The organism is Streptomyces sp. NPDC107471, assembly GCF_055582845.1.
Map to the genome: position 1 here is coordinate 366,227 of NZ_JBVJPC010000009.1, position 24,137 is coordinate 390,363.

20 protein-coding genes are annotated in these 24,137 nt (G+C 70.5%); 16 read left to right on the forward strand and 4 right to left on the reverse strand.

Annotated features, from left to right (window positions below; genetic code table 11):
* Positions 1–295 precede the first annotated feature (295 nt).
* From ACZ66S_RS29835 to ACZ66S_RS29905, 15 genes are all read left to right on the forward strand, one after another.
* Complete coding sequence (locus tag ACZ66S_RS29835; RefSeq protein WP_469904636.1) at positions 296–469, forward strand: hypothetical protein; 174 nt, start codon at positions 296–298, stop codon at positions 467–469.
* A gap of 155 nt (positions 470–624) precedes the next feature.
* Positions 625–822 carry a hypothetical protein gene (locus tag ACZ66S_RS29840; protein WP_469904637.1) on the forward strand — a complete coding sequence of 66 codons (198 nt, stop codon included), beginning with the start codon at positions 625–627 and terminating at the stop codon, positions 820–822.
* Positions 819–2,102 (forward strand): pectate lyase family protein, encoded by a 1,284-nt coding sequence (locus tag ACZ66S_RS29845; RefSeq protein ID WP_469904638.1) that lies wholly within the window; start codon positions 819–821, stop codon positions 2,100–2,102. The genes ACZ66S_RS29840 and ACZ66S_RS29845 overlap by 4 nt, the downstream gene beginning before the upstream one ends.
* Positions 2,099–3,271 (forward strand): Gfo/Idh/MocA family protein, encoded by a 1,173-nt coding sequence (locus tag ACZ66S_RS29850; protein ID WP_469904639.1) that lies wholly within the window; start codon positions 2,099–2,101, stop codon positions 3,269–3,271. The genes ACZ66S_RS29845 and ACZ66S_RS29850 overlap by 4 nt, the downstream gene beginning before the upstream one ends.
* The gene (locus tag ACZ66S_RS29855) at positions 3,268–4,113 is read left to right on the forward strand and encodes a DUF6807 domain-containing protein (RefSeq protein WP_469904640.1); all 846 of its coding nucleotides are present in this window, start codon (positions 3,268–3,270) and stop codon (positions 4,111–4,113) included. Before ACZ66S_RS29850 ends, ACZ66S_RS29855 begins: the two co-directional genes overlap by 4 nt.
* The gene (locus ACZ66S_RS29860; protein ID WP_469904641.1) at positions 4,110–5,636 is read left to right on the forward strand and encodes a glycoside hydrolase family 43 protein; all 1,527 of its coding nucleotides are present in this window, start codon (positions 4,110–4,112) and stop codon (positions 5,634–5,636) included. Before ACZ66S_RS29855 ends, ACZ66S_RS29860 begins: the two co-directional genes overlap by 4 nt.
* 33 nt (positions 5,637–5,669) lie before the next feature.
* Complete coding sequence (locus ACZ66S_RS29865) at positions 5,670–7,676, forward strand: pectinesterase family protein (protein ID WP_469904642.1); 2,007 nt, start codon at positions 5,670–5,672, stop codon at positions 7,674–7,676.
* A gap of 56 nt (positions 7,677–7,732) precedes the next feature.
* A complete protein-coding gene (locus ACZ66S_RS29870; RefSeq protein WP_469904643.1) occupies positions 7,733–9,076 on the forward strand; it encodes an ABC transporter substrate-binding protein in 1,344 nt (447 codons plus the stop codon).
* A gap of 94 nt (positions 9,077–9,170) precedes the next feature.
* Positions 9,171–9,971: a rhamnogalacturonan acetylesterase gene (locus ACZ66S_RS29875; RefSeq protein WP_469904644.1), complete on the forward strand. Its 801-nt coding sequence runs from the start codon at positions 9,171–9,173 to the stop codon at positions 9,969–9,971.
* Between the two features lie 35 nt (positions 9,972–10,006).
* Complete coding sequence (locus tag ACZ66S_RS29880) at positions 10,007–11,326, forward strand: pectate lyase family protein (protein WP_469904645.1); 1,320 nt, start codon at positions 10,007–10,009, stop codon at positions 11,324–11,326.
* 174 nt (positions 11,327–11,500) lie between these two features.
* Positions 11,501–12,637 (forward strand): pectinesterase family protein, encoded by a 1,137-nt coding sequence (locus tag ACZ66S_RS29885; RefSeq protein ID WP_469904646.1) that lies wholly within the window; start codon positions 11,501–11,503, stop codon positions 12,635–12,637.
* Position 12,638: 1 nt separating this feature from the next.
* The gene (locus ACZ66S_RS29890; RefSeq protein WP_469904647.1) at positions 12,639–13,667 is read left to right on the forward strand and encodes a pectinesterase family protein; all 1,029 of its coding nucleotides are present in this window, start codon (positions 12,639–12,641) and stop codon (positions 13,665–13,667) included.
* The gene (locus ACZ66S_RS29895; protein ID WP_469904648.1) at positions 13,654–14,811 is read left to right on the forward strand and encodes a dienelactone hydrolase family protein; all 1,158 of its coding nucleotides are present in this window, start codon (positions 13,654–13,656) and stop codon (positions 14,809–14,811) included. The genes ACZ66S_RS29890 and ACZ66S_RS29895 overlap by 14 nt, the downstream gene beginning before the upstream one ends.
* Positions 14,812–14,849: 38 nt before the next feature.
* Positions 14,850–15,962 carry a right-handed parallel beta-helix repeat-containing protein gene (locus tag ACZ66S_RS29900; RefSeq protein ID WP_469904649.1) on the forward strand — a complete coding sequence of 371 codons (1,113 nt, stop codon included), beginning with the start codon at positions 14,850–14,852 and terminating at the stop codon, positions 15,960–15,962.
* Between the two features lie 77 nt (positions 15,963–16,039).
* Complete coding sequence (locus tag ACZ66S_RS29905) at positions 16,040–16,837, forward strand: HAD family acid phosphatase (protein ID WP_469904650.1); 798 nt, start codon at positions 16,040–16,042, stop codon at positions 16,835–16,837.
* Here the strand turns inward: ACZ66S_RS29905 and ACZ66S_RS29910 are convergent.
* From ACZ66S_RS29910 to ACZ66S_RS29920, 3 genes are all read right to left on the reverse strand, one after another.
* Entirely contained in the window at positions 16,834–19,032 is a 2,199-nt protein-coding gene (locus tag ACZ66S_RS29910) for a glycoside hydrolase family 43 protein (RefSeq protein ID WP_469904651.1), read from the reverse strand. The two genes, ACZ66S_RS29905 and ACZ66S_RS29910, sit on opposite strands and share 4 nt — an antisense overlap.
* A gap of 528 nt (positions 19,033–19,560) precedes the next feature.
* Positions 19,561–20,412, reverse strand: coding sequence for a hypothetical protein (locus tag ACZ66S_RS29915; protein ID WP_469904652.1), 852 nt, complete (start codon positions 20,410–20,412; stop codon positions 19,561–19,563).
* The gene (locus ACZ66S_RS29920; protein ID WP_469904653.1) at positions 20,409–20,975 is read right to left on the reverse strand and encodes a SigE family RNA polymerase sigma factor; all 567 of its coding nucleotides are present in this window, start codon (positions 20,973–20,975) and stop codon (positions 20,409–20,411) included. Before ACZ66S_RS29920 ends, ACZ66S_RS29915 begins: the two co-directional genes overlap by 4 nt.
* Positions 20,976–21,212: 237 nt before the next feature.
* On the opposite strand from ACZ66S_RS29920, the gene ACZ66S_RS29925 reads away from it, so the two are divergent.
* Positions 21,213–22,616 carry an NCS2 family permease gene (locus ACZ66S_RS29925; protein WP_469904654.1) on the forward strand — a complete coding sequence of 468 codons (1,404 nt, stop codon included), beginning with the start codon at positions 21,213–21,215 and terminating at the stop codon, positions 22,614–22,616.
* A gap of 13 nt (positions 22,617–22,629) precedes the next feature.
* Here ACZ66S_RS29925 and ACZ66S_RS29930 read toward each other — a convergent pair whose 3' ends face one another.
* Entirely contained in the window at positions 22,630–24,081 is a 1,452-nt protein-coding gene (locus tag ACZ66S_RS29930) for a peptidoglycan D,D-transpeptidase FtsI family protein (RefSeq protein ID WP_469904655.1), read from the reverse strand.
* Positions 24,082–24,137: the final 56 nt, after the last annotated feature.

Here is a 24,137-nt window from a genome sequence, read left to right on the forward strand (position 1 = left end):
AAGGCTGTGACCGCACCGGAACCGCGCCCGGCTGGGCCGGCCTCCGGGGCCCGTGCGCCGAGGTGAGCTCGGCTTCGGCCGCCGGACCGGGTGCGGCCCTCGGCGGTGACCGTACGGTCAGCCTCCGGACCGGCTGTGTCCCCACGGTCAGCCGCCCCAGGACGGTCTCCGCGGGACGGGCCGGCTGTCCGCGGACGAGGGCGGCTGACGTCGGCCGAGCCGACGGGGACGCGCTGCCTGTCCGGCGGCTCGGCTCCGCCGACTTCCGCACGGAGAGCAAGGAGGTGACGGCGAGGTGAGACTCCGTCGGATCGCCATGACGGGCCTGGTGCTGGGCCTCGTGGGCATCGCCGTCCGAGCCGAGGGACGTGCCGTCGGCCGTGTCCTGCTGGGGCTGGGCGATGCCCGGATGTCCGAGGCGAGGGGGGCGTCGGTCACCTCTGGTACCGGTGCGGGGGTGAGCGTATGAGGTGCCACTCGCGCAGGGCGGGGCCCTCCGGTCTCCCCGTCCCCGGGGCAGTGCGTGTGCAGACCGTCCGTGCTCGCGCCGAGGCTGTCGTGCGTCCCGGTATCCGGAGGCGGACGGCTTGCGGGGCCCGGCTCTCGCAGGGGGCCGCCGAGGCGGTGGGCGACGGAGTGCGGGACGGGGTGTGGCCGGCCGAACTCGCGCCGGTCGACGACCCGGACGCCGTGCCCGAGGCGGTACTCACTGCCGACAGCGCGCGCCTCGACGACCCCCTCGCGCGCCTCGACGCCCCCGCCGCCCGCCACGACGACCCCGTCGAGCGGCTCGCGGGCTCCCCTGAGGAGGCGCGCGCATGAGGCTTCGTCACATGGCGTTGGCGGCGGGCATGGTGGGGCTCTTCTGTTTCCCCGCCCAGGCCGACGCCCGGGACATCGGTCGGGACACCCTGCCCGTGAACGACGGGTGGGCCGCCGAGGGGGCCGGTACCACCGGAGGCTCCGCCGCCGACGCGGACCATGTGTACACCGTCACCGACCGGGCCGGGCTGGTCCGGGCCCTCGACGGTGGCAGTGCCACGCCGAAGATCATCAGGATCGCCGGGACCGTCGACGCCAACAGCGACGACGACGGCGAGCACCTGGACTGCGCCGACTACGCCACCGACGGCTACGGCCTGAAGAAGTACCTCGCCGCCTACGACCCCCGCACCTGGGGCTCCGCCAAGCCCGGTGGACCGCAGGAGGAGGCCCGGCAGGCGTCCGCGCGGAAGCAGGCCGAGCGGATCGAGCTGCCCGTCGGGTCCAACACGACGATCGTCGGACTGAAGGGAGCCGTCCTCAAGGGCGGCAGCCTCCAGGTCAGGAACGCGAACAACGTCATCGTCCGCAACCTCGACATCCGCGACGCCTACGACTGCTTCCCCGTCTGGCAGCCCAACACCGGCGGCCTCGGCGACTGGAAGACGGCGTACGACAACATCTGGCTGACCGGCTCCACCCATGTGTGGGTCGACCACGTGACCCTGAGCGACAAGGGCCGCCCCGACACCGCCGAGCCCACGTACTTCGCCCGCAACTACCTGCGCCACGACGGCCTGCTGGACATCACCAACGGCTCCGACCTGGTCACCGTCTCCTGGAGCCGGTTCGCCGACCACGACAAGGCGATGCTCATCGGCAACAGCGACGCGGCCACCGGCGACCGCGGCAGGCTCCGGGTCACCCTGCACCACAACGAGTTCGAGTCTGTCGTACAACGCGCCCCCCGCGTCCGCTTCGGACAGGTGCACGTCTACAACAACCGGTACGACATCCCCGGCGACGACTACCGCTACTCCCTCGGCGTCTCCACCGAGTCCGCGATCCTCGCCGAGAACAACGCCTTCCACACCCCCGGCCACATAGAGGTCGCCGACCTGGTCAAGAGCTGGAACGGCAGCGCGCTGCACCAGACCGGCAGCCTCTTCAACGGCTATCCGGTGGACCTGCTCGCCATCCACAACGCCTACAACTCCGGCAGCGAGCGCGACCTCACGGCGGACGTCGGCTGGACGCCTACCCTGCACACAGAGATCGACAGCGCCGAAGCGGCCGACCGACAGGTGGCGCGCGGCGCGGGCGCAGGGAGGTTGCCATGAACACCGACAACACCACGGGCACCGTGGACATCGTCCTCGCGGGCGCGCGCGGACACGGCCGCTGGCACCTGGAGAACATCCGCCGGCTGCAGGACAAGGGGATCGTACGACTGGCGGGGATCTGCGAGCTGACCCCGCTGACCGGCGAGGAGATCCCCGAAGGGCTGGGCACGCCCGAGCAGTCCGCCGACTTCGGTGCGCTCCTCGACTCCACCGGCGCCCGGATCGCGGTGATCTGCACCCCGATCCCGACCCACACGGACCTGGCGCTCGTGGCGGCGCGCAGGGGTGTCCACATCCTGCTGGAGAAGCCCCCGGCGCCGTCGTACGCGGAGTTCCGCCGCATGGCCGACGGGGTCGCCGCGGCCGGGGTCGCCTGCCAGATCGGCTTCCAGTCGCTGGGCTCGCACGCCGTGCCCGCGATCCGCGAACTGGTCGAGGAAGGCGCGATCGGCGAGGTGACCGGGATCGGCGGGGCCGGTGCCTGGGCGCGTGCCGAGGCGTACTACCGGCGGGCGCCCTGGGCGGGCAGGCGGCGGATGAACGGCGTCGACGTGATCGACGGCGTGCTGACCAACCCCCTCGCCCACGCCGTCGCCACCGCGCTCGCCCTGAACGGCACCACCCGCGCCGAGGACGTCACCCGCATCGAGACCGAGCTGGCGCGCGCCAACGACATCGAGTCCGACGACACCTCCTGCGTCCGCGTCACCACCGCGAACGGCCGCAAGGTCACCGTCGCCGCGACCCTGTGCGCCGAGGACCCCGGCGAGCCGTACGTCGTCGTGCACGGCAGCCACGGCCGGATCACCTACTGGTACAAGCAGGACCGGGTGCTGCTCCAGCGGGCCGGGCACGGCCCCGAGGAGTACGAGTACGGCCGCACCGACCTGCTGGAGAACCTGGCCGACCACGTCACCGACGGCGACGACCTGCTGGTCGTCCCGGAGGCGACGGGCGCCTTCATGAAGGTCGTCGAGGCGATCCGGCTGGCCCCGGACCCCACCGCGCTCCCGGCCAGCGCCTGGCACCTGCTCCCCGACGAGGACCGCCGTGTCGTCCCCGGCGTCGACGGACTCGTCGCGGCCGCCGCCGACAACCTCGCCCTCTACTCCGAGCTGGGCGCCGACTGGGCCCGGCCACACGAAGCGAACGAGGTGAGCACATGACGACCCCCGATTCCCCGGTCCTGCGTGTCGCGGGCCGCCCGGTCGGCCGCTACGTCACCCGGCCCGAGCTGCCCGACCGGCTCTCCCCACGCCCCTATCTGCACCCGGTCACCACCCTGGCCGGCACGGCTGTCACCGAGCTCAGCCCCGCCGACCACATCCACCACCTCGGCGTCGGTGTCGCCGTTCCCGACGTCGAGGGGCACAACTTCTGGGGCGGGCGCACCTACGTCCGCGACCAGGGCCCCACCGAGCTCGACAACCACGGCGCCCAGCGCCACCACTCCTTCCAGCTCCGCGACCCGGACGGCTTCGTGGAGGAGCTGCGCTGGGTCGCCTCGGGAGCGGAGCTGCTGCGCGAGCGCCGTACTGTCGCGGCCACCGAACTGACCACTTTCGCCTGGGCGTTGGACTTCACCTTCTCCCTCACCAATGTGACCCGGGACCCCCTGTCGATCGGCAGCCCGGCCACCAACGGCCGCCCGGGCGCGGCCTACGGCGGCTTCTTCTGGCGGGCCCGCAAGGAACCGGACGCACCGGACGTCTTCACCGTCGACCGCGAGGGGGAGGAGGCGGTCCACGGCACCCGCGCCGACTGGGTGGCCCTCTCCGGCGCCACCTGGACGCTCGTCTTCGCCGGGGCCACCGACCGGACCCGCCGCGACCCGTGGTTCGTGCGCGCCGACGAGTACCCGGGGGTGGGCTCCTCGCTCGCCGACCGGGAGAGACTGCCGATCCCGCCCGGGGAGACCGTCGTACGGCGGATCGTCACCGTCGTCGCCGACGGACGCCTGCCCAGGCTGGAAGCGGCCGCCCTGGTACGGAAGGCGGTCAGCCAGTGACACCCACGCGCCCGAACCCGTCGACGACGTACACGAACCCCGTGCTGAACGCCGACTGGTCCGACCCCGACGTCATCCGGGTCGGCGACGACTTCTACCTCACCGCCTCCAGCTTCGGCCGGGTCCCCGGCCTGCCGCTGCTGCACTCCCGCGACCTGGTGAACTGGACCCTGATCGGCCACGCCCTCGAACGACTGGAACCGGCCGCGGAGTTCACCCGGCCCCGGCACGACTGCGGGGTCTGGGCACCGTCCCTCCGCTACCACGACGAACGGTTCTGGATCTTCTGGGGCGACCCCGACCAGGGCATCTTCCAGATCAACGCCCCCGGGATCAGGGGCCCTTGGACCCGCCCGCACCTCCTGAAGTCCGGCAAGGGCCTGATCGACCCGTGCCCGCTGTGGGACGAGGAGAGCGGCGAGGCCTATCTGGTGCACGCCTGGGCCAAGTCCCGCTCCGGCGTCAAGAACCGCCTCACCGGGCACCGCATGGACCTCGACGGACGTGAACTCCTCGACGAGGGCAAGGTGATCGTCGACGGCGACCGGATCCCCGGCTGGTTCACCCTCGAAGGCCCCAAGCTCTACAAGCACGACGGCTGGTTCTGGATCCTCGCCCCCGCCGGGGGAGTGGAGACCGGCTGGCAGGGCGCCTTCCGCTCGCGCGGGTTCTTCGGCCCGTACGAGGAGCGGATCGTCCTGGAACAGAAGGACACCGACGTCAACGGGCCGCACCAGGGCGGCTGGGTGCGCACCCAGTCCGGCCAGGACTGGTTCCTGCACTTCCAGCAGAGGGGCCCCTACGGCAGGGTCGTCCACCTCCAGCCGATGCGCTGGGGCCCGGACGACTGGCCGGTGCTCGGCGACGCGGGCGCCCCCGTCGCCGTCCACGAAAGGCCCGCCCTGCCGGTGCAGCCGGACACGGCACCCGCCACCGACGACGACTTCCCCGGGGGCCGTTTCGGCCGCCAGTGGCAGTGGACCGCCAATCCGCAGCCCGGCTGGGCCACCCATCACTCCGGTGACGGGCTGCGGCTCACCTGTGTCCGCTCGGCCGACGCGCACGACCTGCGCCTACTGCCGAACATCCTCACCCAGCGGCTGCCCGGCACGCCCGCGGCCGTCGAGGTCGAACTGGAGCTGCACAGCGAGGAGCCGGGCGCACGGGCCGGACTTGCCGTCCTCGGGGACGCGTTCGGATGGATCGGGCTCCAGCGGGGGACCGACGGGAGCGTCCACCTCGTGCACCGGTTCGCCGAGGGCGTCGCCGAGCGGGAGCGGGACGCCGACCATCCTTCGCTCGCCCCCGACGGCCGGGCGCGGCTGCGGATCGAGATCGGCGCGGGCGCCCGCTGCCGCTTCTTCCACGACCTCGGCGACGGCCCGCAGCCCTCCGGACCCGTCTTCGCCGCCACGCCCTGGCGCTGGGTCGGGGCCCTGCTCGGACTGTTCGCCCTGGCACCCGGCGGAGGAGGACACGCCGGCGCGGCAACCTTCTCGCACTTCAGGATCGACCCCCTGTAACGCACCGAACCCGTAAGCCTGTTGGGAGCCGCAATGACGCAGCACCTTCATAGCAAGCGCTTGCAGAGACCGGGACCCGGCAAGGTCCTGGCCGCTGTGCTCGGTCTGGTGGCCGCGTTGAGCCTCGGGGCGATCGGGCAGGCCGGGGCCGCCTCCGTCGAGCAGGCCCCGGCCGAGCGGCAGAGCGACCAGGTCCGCGCCGACCGCTGGAGCGACCGGGCGCACGGCTTCGCCTCGCTCGCCGGCGGCACCACCGGAGGCGCCGGCGGCAAGGTCGTCACCGTCACCGACCAGGCCGCACTGGCCGCCTACGCGGCCGCCGAGGAGCCGTACGTCATTCGGGTCTCGGGCGCGATAGCCGTCGAGCCCTTCGGCTCGGACATCGTCGTGACCTCGAACAAGACGATCATCGGCGTCGGTGACACCGGCGAGATCGTCCACGGCGAGCTGCACCTGAATCCCGGCACGCACAACGTGATCATCCGCAACCTGACGATCCGCGACTCGTACGTCGAGGGCGACTGGGACGGCAAGACGACCGACTTCGACGCGATCCAGATGGACACCGCCGACCACGTCTGGATCGACCACAACCGCTTCGAGCACATGGGCGACGGGCTGCTCGACATCCGCAAGGACAGCCAGTACGTCACCGTCTCGTACAACCAGTTCCGCAGCCACAACAAGGCGTTCGGGATCGGCTGGACGACCCAGGTGCTGACCCAGATCACCATCGACCACAACTGGTTCACCGGGACCAAGCAGCGCAACCCTTCCGCCGACAACTGCGCCTACGCCCACCTGTACAACAACTACCTCTCGGCGCAGGTGGCCGACGGGGACCCGGTGTGGACGTACGGGAACTGGTCGCGCGGCCGGACCAGAATGGTCATCGAGAACAGTTACTACGACGGCGTCCAGCATCCCTACCAGGCCGACGCCACAGCCGAGTTGGTGCAGCGCGGGTCGATCCTGCGGAACACGACCGGGCGCACCGACGCCTGGGGTACGGCGTTCGACCCGCGGTCCTTCTACGACTACCGGCTGGACCCGGCCGCCGCCGTGCCCGCGCTGGTGTCCCGCCTCTCCGGCCCGCAGCGGCGGATCGGGGTGACCCTGCACGTCCCCGGTGACCACCCGACCGTGCAGGCCGCCGTTGACGCCGTGCCCGACGGGAACACCGTGCCGGTGACGATCGCCGTCGCGCCGGGCACCTACCGGGCCAAGGTGTACATCCCGGTGACCAAGCCGAACATCGTGCTCCAGGGGACCGGACGGGACCGGTCCGACACCGTCATCGTTCACGACACCCCCGCCGAGTACGGCGGTTCGACGGGCAGCGCGACGGTACGGATCGCCGCGAACGACGTCACCGCCCGCCACCTCACCTTCAGCAACGACTTCGACGAGGCCGCGGTCGAGCTGAAGGGCGAGCAGGCCCTCGCCATGAAGACGACCGGCGACCGGATCGTCTTCGAGGACACCGCCTTCCTGGGCAACCAGGACACCCTCATGACCGACAGCCCCAGGCTGGACGTGATCAGCCGGGTCTACATCCGCGACGCGTACATCGAGGGCGATGTCGACTTCGTCTACGGCCGGGCGACCACGGTGATCGACAGGTCCGTGATCCGGGCGCTGAGCCGCGGCTCGGACTCCAACAACGGGTACATCACGGCCGCCTCGACCTGGACGGGCAACCCGTACGGGTTCCTGATCACCCGGTCGAGGATCGTGAGCGACGCCCCGGACCGGACCTTCCACCTGGGCCGGCCGTGGCACCCCGGCGGTGAACCCGCCGCCGTGGCCCAGGTGCTGATCCGCGACACCGCGCTCCCGGCCGCCGTGAAGACCTCGCCGTGGACCGACATGAGCGGGTTCTCGTGGAAGGACGCGCGGTTCGCCGAGTACCGGAACTTCGGACCGGGCGCGGCCCCGAGCGCCGACCGTCCGCAGCTCGCCGCCGCCGACGCGAGGACGTACACCGTCACGGACTACCTCCGGGGCACGGACGACTGGGCCCCCCACGCCCACCACTGACTTCCCCCCACGACGTCACATCTCCGCTGGAATCAGAAGAAGAAGAGAGCCGATCAATGAAGATCAGTATCCGCAGAAGCAGGCGCGCTGCCATAGCCGTCGCCCTCGGGTCCGTCCTGGCGCTGACCGCCACCGCCTGCGGTGACGACGGCAGCGGTGCCGGCGGTGACAAGGGCGACGAGGGCAGCGGCAAGGGCAAGATCGTCTTCTGGGACAACAACGGCGGTGTGCGCACCGACATCTGGAAGGAGATCATCGCCGACTTCCAGAAGGCGAACCCGGACATCAAGGTCGAGTACGTCGGCATCGCGTCCACCGAGTACCAGTCCAAGGTCGACACCGCCATCCAGGGCGGCGGCCTGCCGGACGTCGGCGGGGTCGGCGCGGCCATGCTCGCCGGGTTCTCCGCGCAGAACGCCCTGGAGCCGCTGGACGACCGGCTCGCCGACTCCTCGCTGAGCGGCAAGCTCAACGAGGACATGGTCGCCTCGCTGAAGGCGGCCGGGGGCGGCGACGGGACCCTGTACTCGATCCCGACCTCCGCCAACAACGGTGTGCTGTACTACCGGACTGACCTGTTCGAGAAGGCCGGCCTGGACGAGCCGACCACCTGGGACAAGTTCTACGAGGCCGCCGAGAAGCTCACCGACGCCAAGAAGAACGAGTTCGGCTACACCATCCGGGGCGGTGCCGGCTCCATCGCACAGGCCCTGGACGCGATGTACGGGCAGAGCGGGATCACCTCGTTCTGGAACGGCGACAAGACCACGGTCAACGACCCGAAGAACGTGGCGGCGCTGGAGAAGTACGCGGCGCTGTACAAGAAGGACACGCCCGCGGCCGACCTCAACAACGACTTCACCAAGATGGTCGCGCAGTGGGACTCCGGCACCATCGGCATGCTGAACCACAACCTGGGCTCGTACCAGGACCACGTGAAGGCGCTCGGCGTCGAGAAGTTCCGGGGCATTCCGCAGCCGATCGGGTCCGCCGGCAAGCGGGTCCAGGTGTCCAACCCCGTCGACGGACTCGGCGTGTTCAAGAGCTCGAAGAACAAGGACGCCGCGTGGAAGTTCGTCGAGTTCGCGATATCGCACGCGGAGAACTCGAAGTTCAACAAGTCCGCCGGTCAGGTGCCGGCCAACAACGAGGCCGCGAAGGACCCGTGGGTCTCCGAGGCGGAGCCGACGAAGCTGGCGGCGGCCGCGCTGAGCGACGGTTCCACGACCATCGTGCAGTTGCCGTACTACCTGCCCGACTGGAACACCGTCTCGAAGGCGGACAACGAGCCGAACTTCCAGAAGGTGCTGCTGGGTGACATGAGCGCCAAGGACTTCCTGGACACCATGGCCGACCAGTTGAACAAGGCCCAGGCGGAGTGGAAGGAACAGACCGGCTGAGAGCCCGGGTGGTTCCGGTTGGGGGGAGCTGCCGGCCGGTTGTGGCTGGTCGCGCAGTTCCCCGCGCCCCTGAAGACAGAAAGGTGCACCTGAGATGGCTCTGACCCGCAGACAAGTCACCGTGGCGGCGCTCGCCGCCGTGCCCGTCGCCCTCGCGGCGACCGGTACCGCCCAAGCCGCCCCTCGAAGGACCCGCACGCTCTACATCGCCGGTGACTCCACCGCCGCCCAGAAGTACTCCGACGCCGCTCCCGAGACCGGCTGGGGCATGGCACTGCCCTTCTTCCTGCACAGGGATCTGCCGGTCGCCAACCACGCGGTGAACGGGCGGAGTTCGAAGTCCTTCGTCGACGAGGGGCGACTGGACGTCGTCCTCGGGCTGATCAAGCCCGGTGACCTCCTCCTCGTCCAGTTCGGGCACAACGACGAGAAGACCGCCGACCCGACCCGCTACACCGAGCCCTGGACGACCTACCAGGACCACCTCCGGCTCTACGTCGACGGCGCCCGCGCTAAGGGGGCCCGGCTGGTCCTCGCCACCTCCGTCGAGCGGCGGAAGTTCGACGCGGACGGCGACGCCGTGCCGACCCACGGGGAGTACCCCGCGGCGATGCGGGCGCTCGCCCGGGAGGAGGGCGTGGCGCTGCTCGACATCCAAGCGCTGTCGCTCGCCCTGTGGCAGGAGCTCGGCGTCGAGGAGACCAAGAAGTACTTCAACTGGACCGACACCGAGCAGGACAACACGCACTTCAACCCGCCCGGAGCCGTCGCGGTGGCGCGGCTGGTCGCCCGTGAACTGCTGCGGCACCGCGTGCTGGCGCCCCGGGACGTGCGCCGGCTGGACGCCGCGATCCCGGACTCCTGGATCACCTGGCCGTCGCCGGCCACCGTCTGACCCCTCCTTCTCCGCAGTCGAAAGAGAGCCGCACAATGAACGCACAGATATGGCATGGGCATGTCACAACAAAGGTGCTGGCCGTGGTGGGCTGCGCCGCCCTCGTCCTCACGGTCACCGGCACCACCGCCCAGGCCAAGGGCCACGACACGGCCCGCGAGACCCTCGCCGCCGGTGACGGCTGGGCCTCCGAGGGCACCGGCACCACCGGCGGCGCGGCCGCCGACGCCGCCCATGTGTACACCGTCACCGACTGGGCCGGGTTCAAGGCGGCCCTCGCCGCGGGCGGGACCGCACCGAAGATCATCAAGGTGAAGGGGACCATCGACGCCGTCTCCGAGGGCTGCGACTCCCTGGCCGCGCCCGGTTACGACTTCGACGCCTACCTGGCGAAGTACTCGCCGGAGGCCTGGGGCCTGGACACCGACCTGAGCGCCGAGCCCGACGACAGCCCCGAGGGACTGCGCCGCGCCTCGGCCGCAAGTCAGGACCAGACCATCAAGGCGAACGTGCCGGCCAACACCACGATCATCGGCGTCGGCAAGAACGCCGGGTTCAAGGGCGCGAGCCTCCAGATCAAGGCCGTCGACAACGTCATCGTCCGCAACCTCACCTTCGATAGCCCCATCGACTGCTTCCCGCAGTGGGACCCCACCGACGGCGACCAGGGCAACTGGAACTCCGAGTACGACACCGCCGTCGTCTACGGCTCCACCCATGTCTGGCTGGACCACAACACCTTCACCGACGGCAGCCACCCCGACAGCGCGGCCCCGACCTACTTCGGGATGCTCTACCAGCAGCACGACGGCGAACTGGACATCGTCCGCGGCGCGAACTATGTCACCGCCTCCTGGAACGTCTTCACCGAGCACGACAAGACGATCCTGATCGGCAACAGCGACAGCGAGTCCACGGCGGTGGGGGACCGCGGCAAGCTCAAGGTCACCTTCCACCACAACCTGTTCTCGAACCTCGTCGAGCGCGCGCCCCGCGTGCGCTTCGGACAGGTCGACTCCTACAACAACCACTTCGTGGCGAACGACGACTACGCCTACAGCTTCGGCATCGGCAAGGAGTCCCAACTCGTCGCCGAGCACAACGCGTTCACCCTGCCCAAGGGCGTCAGCGCGGCGAAGGTGCTCAAGCGGTGGAACGTCTCCCCGCTCACCGCCGCCGACAACTACGTCAACGGCAGGCTCACCGACCTGATCGCCGTCCACAACGCCGAGATCCCCGCCGAGACCCTGGAGTCCGGCGCGGGCTGGACACCCACCCTGCGCACGAAGGTCGACCCGGCCAGGAAGGTCCCGGGAATCGTCGACCGCGGCGCCGGCGCGGGCCGCCTCTGCTGACACCGGCCCCTTCACCGGCCGTATCGGCCGACACCGGCCTCCCGACCGGCCGGGTCCCCGAGGCCGGCCCCCGGACCGGCCGGGGCGGTATCCAGCGGCCGCCCCGGCCACCCACCCCAACCCCCCACGCGAGGCACCCCACCCCCCAGAGCCGCGTCCCCAAGGAGCCCCCGCATGTCCTCGCACCACACCCGACTTCCCCTCTCCAGAAGGGGTTTCCTGCTCGCGAGCACCGGAGCGGCAACCGCGCTCGCACTGACCCCGGCCCCCGCACAGGCCCGGGCGGACGGCGGCAGGCGCCCGTTCGGCCGGTTCGGATCACCCGCCGCCCGGCTCACGCCCCTGACCCTGTACGTGGACCCGCTCGGCCGCGGCGACCACACCACCGTGCAGGACGCCGTCACCGCCGCCACCGGCAGCGGCCGGACCCTGGTCCTCGCCCCCGGCACCTATCGGGAGACCGTCGCCGTCGACGCCACCCGCACCGAGGCCACCTGGATCGGCGCCTCCGAGGACCCCCGGGACGTCGTCATCGTCCACGACACCGCAGCCGGCACCCCCAAGCCCGGCGGCGGCACCCACGGCACCACCGGTTCGGCCACCACCACGGTCCAGGCCGACGGCTTCACCGCCCGCTGGATCACCTTCGCCAACGACTGGCTGCGCGCCGACCATCCCGACATCACCGGCACCCAGGCCGTCGCCCTCAAGGTCCAGGGCGACCGCTCCGCCTTCCACCACTGCCGCTTCCTCGGCCACCAGGACACCCTCTACGCCGACTCGATCGCCCTGACCTCCTTCGCCCGCCAGTACTTCGCGCACTGCTACGCCGAGGGCGACGTCGACTTCGTCTTCGGCCGGGCCACGGCGGTCTACGAGCACTGCCACTTCCGGACCCTGAACCGGACCGACCTGGCCGCGGCCCCGTACGGGTTCGTCTTCGCGCCCTCCACGGCGGGCGCCAACCCGCGCGGGTACCTCGTCACCGGCAGCCGGATCACCAGCGAAGCCCCCGACGCCTTCTACAAGCTGGCCAGGCCCTGGGTGCCGAGCTCCGACCCCACGGCCCGGCCCTCGCTCGTGGTGCGGGACACCTGGCTGGGGCCCGGGATCGACGCGGCCGCCCCCTACACCAACATGTCGGACACCTATCCCTGGCACGACCAGCGCTTCGCCGAGTACCGCAACACCGGCCCCGGAGCCCGCGTCACCGTCCCGGAGAACCGGCCCCGGCTCACCCGCGAGCAGGCCGCGTCCGCGACCCGCGAGACCTACCTCGGTGCCTGGCAGCCGTGGAAGGAGGCGTGCTGAGATGCGCAGAAGGACCTTCCTCGCCGCCGGTGCGGGACTCGTCGCCGCGACGGCCGCTCCGGCCCACGCCGGCACCCGCCGGGTCCTCCACGTCCGCCCCGGCGACTCCGTCCAGGCCGCCGTGGACGCGGTCACCGGCCCCGGCTGGACGATCGTCGTGCACCCGGGGACGTACCGCGAGGTCGTCAGCGTCCCCGCCGACAAGGCCGAGCTGACCGTCCGGGGTGCCCGCCGCGATCCGCGTGCCGCCGTGATCGTCCACGACAACGCCAACGGGACGCAGAAGCCGGACGGTTCGGGCACCTACGGCACCGCCGGGTCCGCCACCTTCACCTCCGCGGCCCCCGGCCTCACCGTCCGCGACCTCACCCTCGCCAACGACTGGCTGCGCGCCGACCATCCCGACATCACCGGCACCCAGGCGGTCGCCGCGTACACCTACGGAGACCGCACCCGCTTCGACAACGTCCGGCTCCTCGCCCACCAGGACACCCTCTTCGTCGAGACGACCGCGCTCGCCTCCTTCGACCGGCAGTACTTCCGCCGCTGCTACATCGAGGGGGACGTCGACTTCGTCTTCGGCCGGGCCACCGCCGTCTTCGAGGACTGCCACTTCCACACCCTCCGGCGGGACGTCGACTTCACCCCCAAGGGCATGGTCTTCGCGCCCTCCACGGCCCGCGCCAACCCGTACGGCATCCTCGCCGTCCGCTCCCGCGTCACCTCCGGCGCCGAGGACGGGGCGTACAAGCTGGCCCGGCCCTGGGTGCCCTCGTACGAGACGACCGCCTGGCCCTCCCTCGTCGTGCGGGACTCCTGGCTCGGCCCGGGGATCGACCCGGTCGCGCCCTGGACCGACATGCGCGCGGCCTACCCCTGGCAGACCATGCGCTTCCGCGAGCACGCCAACTCCGGTCCCGGCGCGGTGATCTCCGTCCCGGACAACCGGCCGCAGCTCACCGCCGCCGAGGCCGCGGCGCACACCCCGCGCACCTATCTCGGCGACTGGAGGCCCTATGCGTGCCGGTGACCCGCTCGGGCGGCGGGCGTTCGTGGTGGGCGCCGGGGCGGCCGCGCTGGCCGGGGGAGCGGCGGGCCCCGCGCGGGCCGGCGTCGTGGACGGGCCGCTGCCCGACTTCCACCCCGCGCTCAAGGCCGCGCTGACCTTCCCGCTGGCCTGGGGGAACGCGCCGGTCCGTGACTTCCGCGCCTGGCGACGGGCCGCTCGCGCCAAGGTCGAGGAGCACCTCCTCGTCGACCGCGAGGACGGCACGCCGTACGCCCCCGCCTACACCGGTCGCTCCCAAGGGGACGGCTTCACACGGGAGTTGGTGACCCTCTCCCTCACCCGGTACGAACGGGTCCGCGCCGCCCTGCTCACCCCGCACGGCCCCGGCCCCTTCCCCGCCGTGCTGCTGCTCCACGACCACGGGGCGAAGTTCGACATCGGCAAGGAGAAACTGGTCCGGCCCTGGTACGACGACACCCGGCTGGCCTCCGCGCAGGCCTGGGCCGACAAGTACTTCAGCGGAAGGTTCGTCGGCGACGAGCTGGCCCGGCGCGGCTATGTCGTGCTGTGCGCGGACGCGCTCGGCTGGGGCGACCGCGGACCGATCACCTACGACCAGCAGCAGGCCCTGGCCGGCAACTTCTACCTCCTCGGCTCCTCGCTCGCCGGACTCATGGCCCGCGAGGACGCCCGCGCCGCCGAGTTCCTGGCCGGACTGAAGAAGGTGGACGGCAGCCGGGTCGCCGCCGTCGGGTTCTCCATGGGCGCCTACCGCGCCTGGCAGACCGCCGCGCTGACCGACGCGGTCCGTGCCACGGCCGCGGTCTGCTGGATGACGGGCCTCAAGGAGATGATGGTGCCCGGCAACAACACCCTGCGCGGACAGTCCAGTTACTACATGCTCCACCCGGGGCTGCCCCGCTTCCTCGACTTCCCCGACGTGGCGAGCATCGCCGCACCCAGGCCGATGCTCTTCTTCAACGGCGGCCTCGACCCGCTGTTCCCCGCCGACGGCGTCCGCGTGGCCCACGACAAGCTGCGCGCCGTCTGGCGCTCCCGCCACGCCGAGGAGCGGTTGCACCTGAGGACCTGGCCCGAGCTCGGCCACGTGTTCGTCGACCGCATGCAGGACGAGGTCCTCACCTGGCTCGACACCGTTCTGTGAACCCTCCCCCCACCCGCACGAGAAGGGACCCGCTCGCCATGTCTCGTCGTACCGCGCTCCTCGCCACGGCCGCCCTCGCCCTCGGCTCGGGGCTCGCCGTCCTCCCCACCCAGGCGCAGGCCGCCACCGTGGTCGTCAGCAACTCGACCGACCTGTCCAACGCCGTCAAGAACGCCACCGCGGGCACCGTCATCCAGGTCCGCGGCGGCACCTACTACCCGACGGCCACCCTCCAGTCCACCGCCAACGGCACCTCCGCCGCGCCGATCACGCTCACCGCGTACGGCTCGGAGACCGTGAAGATCGACGGCTCCTCGCTGCCCGACGGCGACTGGATCCTCAAACTGACCGCGGACTACTGGAACGTCTCCAACATGACCTTCCAGAACTCCCCGGACAGCGCGGTGGTCTGCACGTCCTGCACCGGCACCAACTGGAACAACATCAAGACCATCAACGGCGGTGACTCGGGCTTCACGCTCACCGGCGACGGCACCGTGAACAACACGGTGAAGAACATCGACAGTTACGGCAACTACGACGCCGCCAACCACGGCGAGAACGCCGACGGGATCGCCGTGAAGTTCGGCTCCGGCACCGGCAACCTCATCACCGGGGCCCGCCTCTACAACAACGCGGATGACGGGATCGACTTCTGGTCCTTCTCCTCACCGGTCACCGTCGAGCACACCTGGTCCTTCGGCAACGGCGTCAACCGCTGGTCCGACTCCGCCTTCGCGGGCGACGGCAACGGCTACAAGCTGGGCGGCGACGGCGAGGTCGTCGCGCACGTCGTCAACAACTCCGCCGCCTGGGGCAACGCCGGCAACGGCTTCACCGAGAACTCCAACACCGGCGCGATCGTCATCAACCGCACCACCGCCTACGCCAACAGCAAGTGGGGCTACTACTTCGCCACCAGCTCCGCGAAGCTCGGCAAGAACCTCGCGGTGAGCAACGGCAGCGGCTCGGTCAGCAAGGGCTCCAAGGTCACCTCGGCCGGCAACAACTGGGACAGCGGGATCGGCACGCCCGCCTTCAGGTCGACGGACGCCTCGACGACGTACAACGCGCGCAGCGCCAGTGGCACCCTGCCCGCCACCACGTTCCTGACGACGGGCAGCACCACCATCGGCGCGACCATGAACTAGCACGTTCAGGGCGCTTGACCCGTTTTTTACCGGGCGGGTCTCGCGCCCGACATGGTGACGCGCGTAGAACGTCTGTCATGCATAAGCCACTGCGTATCGCAGCCGTCACCGCGGCGTGTGCCGTCGCCGCCGGCGCCCTCTACGGCGCCGGGGCGGCCACCGCCGGCCAGTCCACGGCGAACTCCACGCACGAGCCCTACAACATCGGGCTCCTGGTCAAGGACATCGACACCTACTACGGCACCGCGCCCGACGCGAACGGTGTCTACCAGGCGTCCCCCACCAGCCCCTACGCCAAGGACCTGGCGTCGATCGACAAGGCGGCGCGCAAGTACATCGACCAGGCCGCCCGCAAGGCGCGCCACAAGGGCGAGAAGCCGGCCGTCGTCTTCGACATCGACGACACGCTGCTGCTCAGCCTCGACTACGAGAAGCGCTACAACTACACGTACAACTCCGCCTCCTGGGCGGCCTACGTCAACAAGGCCGACCGCCCGGCGGTCTTCGGCAGCCCCGAACTCGTGCAGTACGCCGAGAAGAAGGGCGTCGAGGTCTTCTACAACTCCGGTCTGAGCGAGGCCCAGCGCTCCGCCGCGGTGGAGAACCTGAAGAAGGTCGGCGCCGACGTGAACCTCGACGCCGACCACATGTTCCTCAAGAACACCGCCAACCCGCCGTCGTACCTGAGCGGTTGCGCATCCGCGGGCACCTGGACCTGCACCACCGTGCAGTACAAGTCCGGCACCCGTGCGCACATCGAGAAGGACCTCGGGTACGAGATCGTCGCCAACTTCGGTGACCAGTACTCGGACCTGGAGGGCGGCTACGCCGACCGGACGTACAAGCTCCCGAACCCGACGTACTTCGTGAGCTAGTCCCGCACCGGCCGGATCCCCCCGAGGGTCGGCACCACCGGCTTGATCGTGCCGTCCGCCGCGAACTCCATGCGGTCGACGGTGGTCTCCCGGTGCATGCCGTCCCCGCCCGGCCTCCCCGGCCCGTTCAGGGCGAACCGGTGATAGACGATGTACCAGTCGTCGGTGCCGGGGACGTTCACCACGGAGTGGTGGCCGGTGGCGAGGATGCCGTACTCGGGACGCTTGGACAGGATCGTCCCCTGCTCGGTCCACGGGCCGAGCGGGGACGGTCCCGTCGCACAGGCCACGTGGTAGTCCTCGCTGCGGGTGTCGTCCTCGGACCACATGAAGTAGTACGTGCCGTTCCGCTTGATCACGAAGGACCCCTCGCGGAAGTTGTCCGGCGTGATGTCCCGCACCTTCGCGGCGTCGAACGACACCATGTCGTCGTTCAGCGGCACCACGTACCCGTGCCCGTTGCCCCAGTAGAGGTACGACGTCCCGTCGTCGTCCGTGAAGACGGCCGGGTCGATCATCTGCCCCTTGAACGCACCGCCCTTGGCCACCAGCGGCTCGCCCAGCGCGTCCTCGAAGGGCCCGGCGGGGGAGTCCGCCACCGCGACGCCGATCTGCTGCTCGGCGCAGAAGTAGAACCAGTACTTCCCGTCCCGCTCGGCGATCGCCGGCGCCCAGGCGTACTTGTCCGCCCAGGCCACGTCCGGACCGAGATCCAGGATCACCCCGTGGTCCTTCCAGTGGACCAGGTCCTTCGACGAGTACGCCTTGAACCGGGTGCCGCCCCAGCCCTGGAAGCCGTCGGTCGTCGGGTAGATCCAGTACTCGCCGTCCAGGTAGTGCACGTCCGGGTCCGCGTTGAGCCCGGGCAGGACGGGGCTGCCGGTCGGCACGGCCTCGACCGTCCATCTGCGGGACGTCCCGTCGGCCGCCGTCACGGTGTACGTCCGCGGCGTGCGGAAGTCCCGCCGGGTGCCGGACCGCGGAGTGACCGTGGCGCCCGCGCCGACGGCCAACTCCGGTGCCAGACGCGTGAGATCGGTGCCCGGCCGCATCGGCAGCACGACCTTCGACGCGGCCTCCGTGACGATCGCGTACCCCTTCTGGCCGGGAGCCGTCGCGTCCACGACCGAGGTGGGCGTCGACGGGTAGGCGGCCAGCAGCCGGTGGTACTCCGCCCGCGTCACCGGAAGCACCGTGCCGTGCCGGGGGCTGGCGGGGAGCTGGTAGTCCGCGGACGGGGTCCACCGGCCCGAGTCGAGGTCGGTGGTCTCGAAGGGGACGTACCCGCGGCCGCCGTACTCGTCGATGAACAGGTACCACTTCTTCTCGGTGTTCGACCTGAACACCGTCGGCCCCTCGCCGCGGTCCATCGCCCCGCTGCCGATGCAGTCCGCGACCAGGTCGTAGGTGGTCGAGGTCAGACTCGTGGACTTCTCGCCGGTGATGAACTTGGCGCAGGGCGAGCCGGAGGTGGGGTCCCGCTCGTCCTTGGTGTAGCGGTAGTAGGTGTCCTCGTACTTCACGACCGTCGAGTCGATCACCGAGTGACCGGGGTCGTCCCAGACCTTCGGCGCGCTGAAGGTGCGGAAGTCCCGGGTGGTCGCGTACAGCATCTTGTTGTACGTCGATCCCGTGTGCCCGGGATCGTCGTCGGCGTACAGCTTCGACGCCCAGAAGACGACGTACGCGCCGAGGCTGTCGTCCCAGTAGGCCTCCGGCGCCCAGGTGTTGCCCGCGGTGTCCGGGGCCACCCGCACCAGCCGCCGGTCGGTCCAGTGGACCAGGTCGGTGGACTCCCAGATCATGATCGACTTGCTGCCGTGCCGCTGGACCTCGTCCCAACTGCCGCTGCTGTTCTGGTACATGCGCAGATCGGTGGCGATCAGATAGAACTTGTCGCCCTCGGGGGAGCGGATCACGAACGGGTCGCGCAGGCCCTTCTCGCCGGTCGTCGAGGTCAGGACCGGCCTGCCCTGGTTCAGCTCCCGCCAGTGCAGGGGGTCGTTGCCGCGGCTGAGGGCGTAGCGGATCTGCTCGCCGTCCGCGGTGCCCTCGCCGGTGAAGTAGGCGAAGAGATAACCGGCGTACTCGGGGTGGCTCACGGATGGTGCTCCTGGGTGGGCGGAACCGGGCGGTGCGGTGAGAAGGGCCAGCAACAGCGAGAGACAGGCGACGAGGAGGATACGAGGGCGCATGTCGCTCCTGGAGGTGTGGGGGTGTGGGGGTTTCTGTTGGGGGCTGTGTGCGCCTTCGGAGTGTTGCGAGCGGGAAACTGCACGTCAATCGATGAGCGCGCGATGAGGAGCAGCGAAAGTTTCGGTTGTTCTCGTCGGGGGCCCTCCGCGACCTTCCGGCCACCGGCCGACCGCCCTCGGCACGGCGAGGCACCGAGCCGGAAACGACGGAACGCCCCGCCTGTCGTCACAGGCGGGGCGTTCCTCGTGCCGGCCCGAGGGGGGCTCCAGCCGGCAACTGCCGGCCCGAGGGGGGCTCAGGCCGACAGGGTCCTTCCGCGCGGATTCCGTGATCCCGGCACTACATGGGACGTCGAAGGTGACCGAATGGTTGTTCCCCCACCGTGAACTCGTGGTGAGGAAGCGCGTTCTGTGTCGCTTGGGGCCGTGGGAACGGCCCGCGGGGAGACCTTGCACCCCTCCGGTCGCCGCTGCGGAGGAAACGGTTGCCGCGTCGGCGAAAACTTTTCGGCGGGACCCGGCGAAGGGTCACGAGTCCCCGTCCACGCCCCCCTCGTCCTGGGCCGCGAAGCCGCCCTGCACGGTGAGGTCGTCGGACTTCGTGGCCGCCGTCGCGGTGTAGCCGTCGTCCTTCGCGTCCCGGCCGCCGCGCTCGTGGTTGTACTGCCCCGCGAACACCCACTCGCCCTTCGGGACCGTACGCCCGGCCCTGAGCTCCCAGGTGTAGACGAGGAAACCGTCCTTCTCGGCGACCGTGAGGGTGAAGTCGTCCTCGGGCAGCGAGCGCCAGGCGCCGGCGTCGGTGACACCGCCGGTCTGCGCGATCCGCAACTCGACCGTGAGCGCGGTCAGTTGCTCGGAGGTCCTGAAGGTCAGATTGCTCTGCGCCCAGAACTCGTTGCTGTGCGGGTCCACCGAGCCGTCCGACCACAGCGGACCGTCCTCGGCGCCCGGCGCCCGTACCTCGGTGGACGCGCTCGGGGCGCCCGAGGGCGTGGCGCTCGGCTTCCCGGTCCGGTGTGTCGGGCTGCCGGTCGGTGCCGGATCCGCCGGCGGGGCGGGCGGACGGCTCGTCGCGTCGGGCGAGGGGGTGGGCGTGCCCGTGGCGGCGACCGACCTCCGCACGGGCGGCTCGTCCTTCACCGCGGACGCCACCGCGTATCCGCCGAGGCCCAGGACACAGGCGACCGCCGCCGTGGCGCTCACCACCCGCACCCAGCCGTACACCGGCGGCCGGGTCGCCCGGTGGTCGGGGTGGGCCTCCTCGGACATACCGCGCTCGATCCGGGCGAGCATCCGCTCGCGGTCCGGTTCGTGGGCCTCGGCCGCGCCCTGCAGTCGGGCGCGCAGTTCGCCGTGCACGTCCCGCCGCATGGTCATCGGTCCCTTCCTCCGGCGTCACCGGTGCGCGCCATCGCGGCGTGCACCCTCAGCGGAGCGTTCCGGGGGCCGAGCAGTCGCTGCAACTCGGCCATCCCCTTGGAGGTCTGGCTCTTCACCGTACCGACCGACACGCCCAGGGCCAGCGCGGTGTCCTTCTCGGAGAGGTCGAACGCGTGCCGCAGCACGACACACGCCCGCTTGCGGAACGGCAGTCTGCGCAGCGCCTCCTGGACGTCGACCGCGCCCGCCACGTCGGGGTTCTCGACCTTCTCCTCGCGCTGCGACCAGAAGAGGGCGACCCGCCGGCGCTCGCGGACCGCGCTGCGGATCCGGGTGCGGGCCAGGTTGGCGACCACCCCGCGGGCGTACGCCGCCGGGTGGTCGGCCGCGCGCACCCGGTCCCAGCGGTGCCACAGGGCCAGCAGGGCGTCCGCCGCGAGGTCGTCGGCGGCGTCCGGCTCGCCGGTCAACAGATGGGCGAGGCGGGACAGTTCGGCGTAATGGCGTTCGAAGAAGGCGTGGAACTCCACGGAGGCGGCGTCGTCGACGACTGTGCCCACGGGCTCCCTCCCCTTCGGGTGTCATGTGAATGACAGGTGAGCGTCCGGGGGTGGCCGGACGGAGATCCGGAAGCGTAGCAGCGACCTGGTAAGCGCTCTCGTACGGGTCTTCGAACAATGTATGACGGGGCGACCCCCGAATTCCGTAACACGGGGAAAACCTGAAGCGCATTCAGCACGGGAACAATCCAGCCAGCATCCGCACACCGATCACGCAGGCCCCAGGGAGCAGCGACCATGTCCGTCGACCGGTACTTCAGGATCTCCGAACGGGGATCCACCTTCGCCCGTGAGATACGCGGCGGCTTCGCCACCTTCTTCACGATGGCCTACATCCTTGTCCTGAATCCCATCATCCTCGGCAGCGCGAAGGACAGGTTCGGGCACCAGTTGGACGCGGTCCAGCTCACCACCGCGACGGCTCTGGTGGCCGCGGTGATGACGATCATCATGGGCGTGGGCGGCAACCTGCCCCTCGCGCTCGCCGCCGGACTCGGACTGAACGCGGTCGTCGCCTTCCAGATCGCCCCTCTGATGAGCTGGGACGACGCGATGGGGCTGGTCGTCCTGGAAGGGCTGCTCATCTGCGTGCTGGTGGTGACCGGATTGCGGGAGGCCGTCATGCACGCCATCCCGCAACCGCTCAAGCAGGCGATCAGTGTCGGCATCGGGCTGTTCATCGCGTTCATCGGCTTCGTGGACGCCGGGTTCGTGAGCCGTGTGCCCGACGCCGCGAACACCACCGTGCCGGTTCAGCTCGGCGGCGCCGGAGCGCTCACCGGCTGGCCCGCCCTCGTCTTCTGCCTCGGGGTGCTGCTGACGGTCGGGCTGCTCGCGCGCGGGGTCAAGGGCGCGATCCTGATCAGCATCGTGACCATGACGGTCCTCGCGATGGTCATCAACTCGGTCGCCGACATCAGGACCTGGGGGCTGACGACCCCGCAGTGGCCCGACAAGGTCGTCGACGCCCCCGACTTCGGACTGCTCGGCCACTTCAGCCTGTTCGGCTCCTTCAGCGCACCCGGCGTCGGGGTCGTCACGGTCGTCCTGCTGGTCTTCACGCTGATCCTGTCCGACTTCTTCGACACGATGGGCACGGTCGTCGGGATCAGCGCGGAGGCCGGACTCCTGGACGAGGAGGGCAAGGTCCCCCACCTCGGCCGGGTCCTGCTGATCGACGGGGCGGCGGCGGTGGCCGGCGGCGCGGCCTCGGCCTCCTCCGCCACGTCGTACATCGAGTCGGCCGCCGGCGTCGGCGAGGGAGCGCGCACCGGCTTCTCCAACCTGATCACCGGGGGCCTCTTCGGCCTGGCCCTGTTCCTGACCCCGCTGCTGACCATCGTCCCGCTCCAGGCCGCCGCGCCCGCGCTGGTCGCCGTCGGCTTCCTGATGATGACCCAGGTCAAGCACATCGACTGGGAGCGCTACGACATCGCGATCCCGGCCTTCCTGACCATCGCCGTGATGCCGTTCACCTACTCGATCACCAACGGCATCGGGGCCGGGTTCCTCGCCTACGTCGTGATCAAGGTGCTGCTGGGAAAGGCCAAGGAGGTCCACTGGCTGCTGTGGGCCGCCTCGGCGCTGTTCCTCGTGTACTTCGCGATCGACCCGATCGAGCAGGCACTCGGCGTCAAGTGACCGCCGCGCAGGCTCAGTTCTTCAGGGCCGCCTCCATCATGGCCTTGGCCACGGGGGCGGCCAGGCCGTTGCCGCTCACCTCCGAGCGGGCCGCGTTCGACTGCTCCACGACCACCGCCACGGCGACCTGCTTCCCGCCGGCCTTGCCGTAGGACGTGAACCAGGCGTACGGCGTCTTGCTGTTGTTCTCGCCGTGCTGGGCGGTGCCCGTCTTGCCGCCCACGGTGACCCCGTCGATGCGGGCGTTGGTGCCGGTGCCGTCCGTGATGACCGACTGCATCGCCGACTGGAGTTGCTCGGCCGTGTCGGAGCTGACGATCCGGGTCGTGGCGGCCTCGTCGTCGTAGTTCTTCAGGACGTCGCCGCCGTGGTCGGTGATCGTCGACACCATGTGGGGCGTCACCAGCTCGCCGCCGTTGGCGATCGCCGCGGAGACCATGGCCATCTGGAGGGGGGTGGCCGTGACGTCGTACTGGCCGATGCCGGTCAGGGCCGTGGACGACTTGTCCATGCCGGAGGGGTAGACGCTGGTGTAGGCCCGCACCGGCACGTCCTGCTCGTCGTCGTTGAAGCCGAACTTCTCTGCCATCGCCCGCACCTTGTCCTGGCCGAGGTCGACGGCCATCTTCGCGAAGACGGTGTTGCAGGAGTACTCGAGCGCGACCCGGATCGAGGCGTTCTCACAGGGCGCCGAGGCGCTTTCGTTCCCCAGCTCGGTCACCGTGCCCGGCAGGGTGTACGGGTCCGGGCTGACGGTCTTCTCGTCCACCGAGGAGTAGAGGCCGTCCTCCAGCGCGGCCGCGGCCACCACCAGCTTGAACGTCGAGCCGGGCGGCAGCGGCTGGCGCAGCGCGCGGTTGGTGAGCGGCTTGTCGGAGTCCGCGGTGAGCTGCTTCCAGGCGCTGCCCGCGGTGTTGGCGTCGGTCAGCGAGGACGGGTCGTACGACGGCGTCGACACGACGGCGAGGATCTTGCCGGTCGCCGGGTCGATCGCGACGGCCGCGCCCTTCTTGTCGCCGAGCGCGTCGTACGCCGCCTTCTGCACGGACGGGTCGATCGTCGTGATCACATCACCGGGCTCGGCCCGCTGGTTGGTGACGGTGTCCATGACGGTCCTGAGCCGGCTGTCCGTGCCGTTGAGGAGGTCGGCGTAGATGCCCTCCAGTTGGGTCGGGGCGTAGGCCTGCGAGGCGTACCCCGTCACCGCCGCGTACAACTTGCCGTCCGTGTACGTGCGTCTGTACGCGAGGTCGCTGTCCGTAGTCCTCGCGGAACCCGTCACGGCCCTTCCGGCCACGATGATGTTCCCGAGCGGCGAGGAGTACGTCTCGATCGCGTTCCGCCGGTTGTCGTTGTCGTCCGCGAGTGCCTGGCCCTCGTAGAACTGCACCCAGGTCGCCCTGATCAGCAGAGCGAACACCAGGAGCAGCGCGAAGACCGATGCGCGCCTGATCGTCTTGTTCATCCCACCGAGAAGACGATCAGGCGGGAGCGAATCGTTCCCATGCGTCCGCTTTTCTC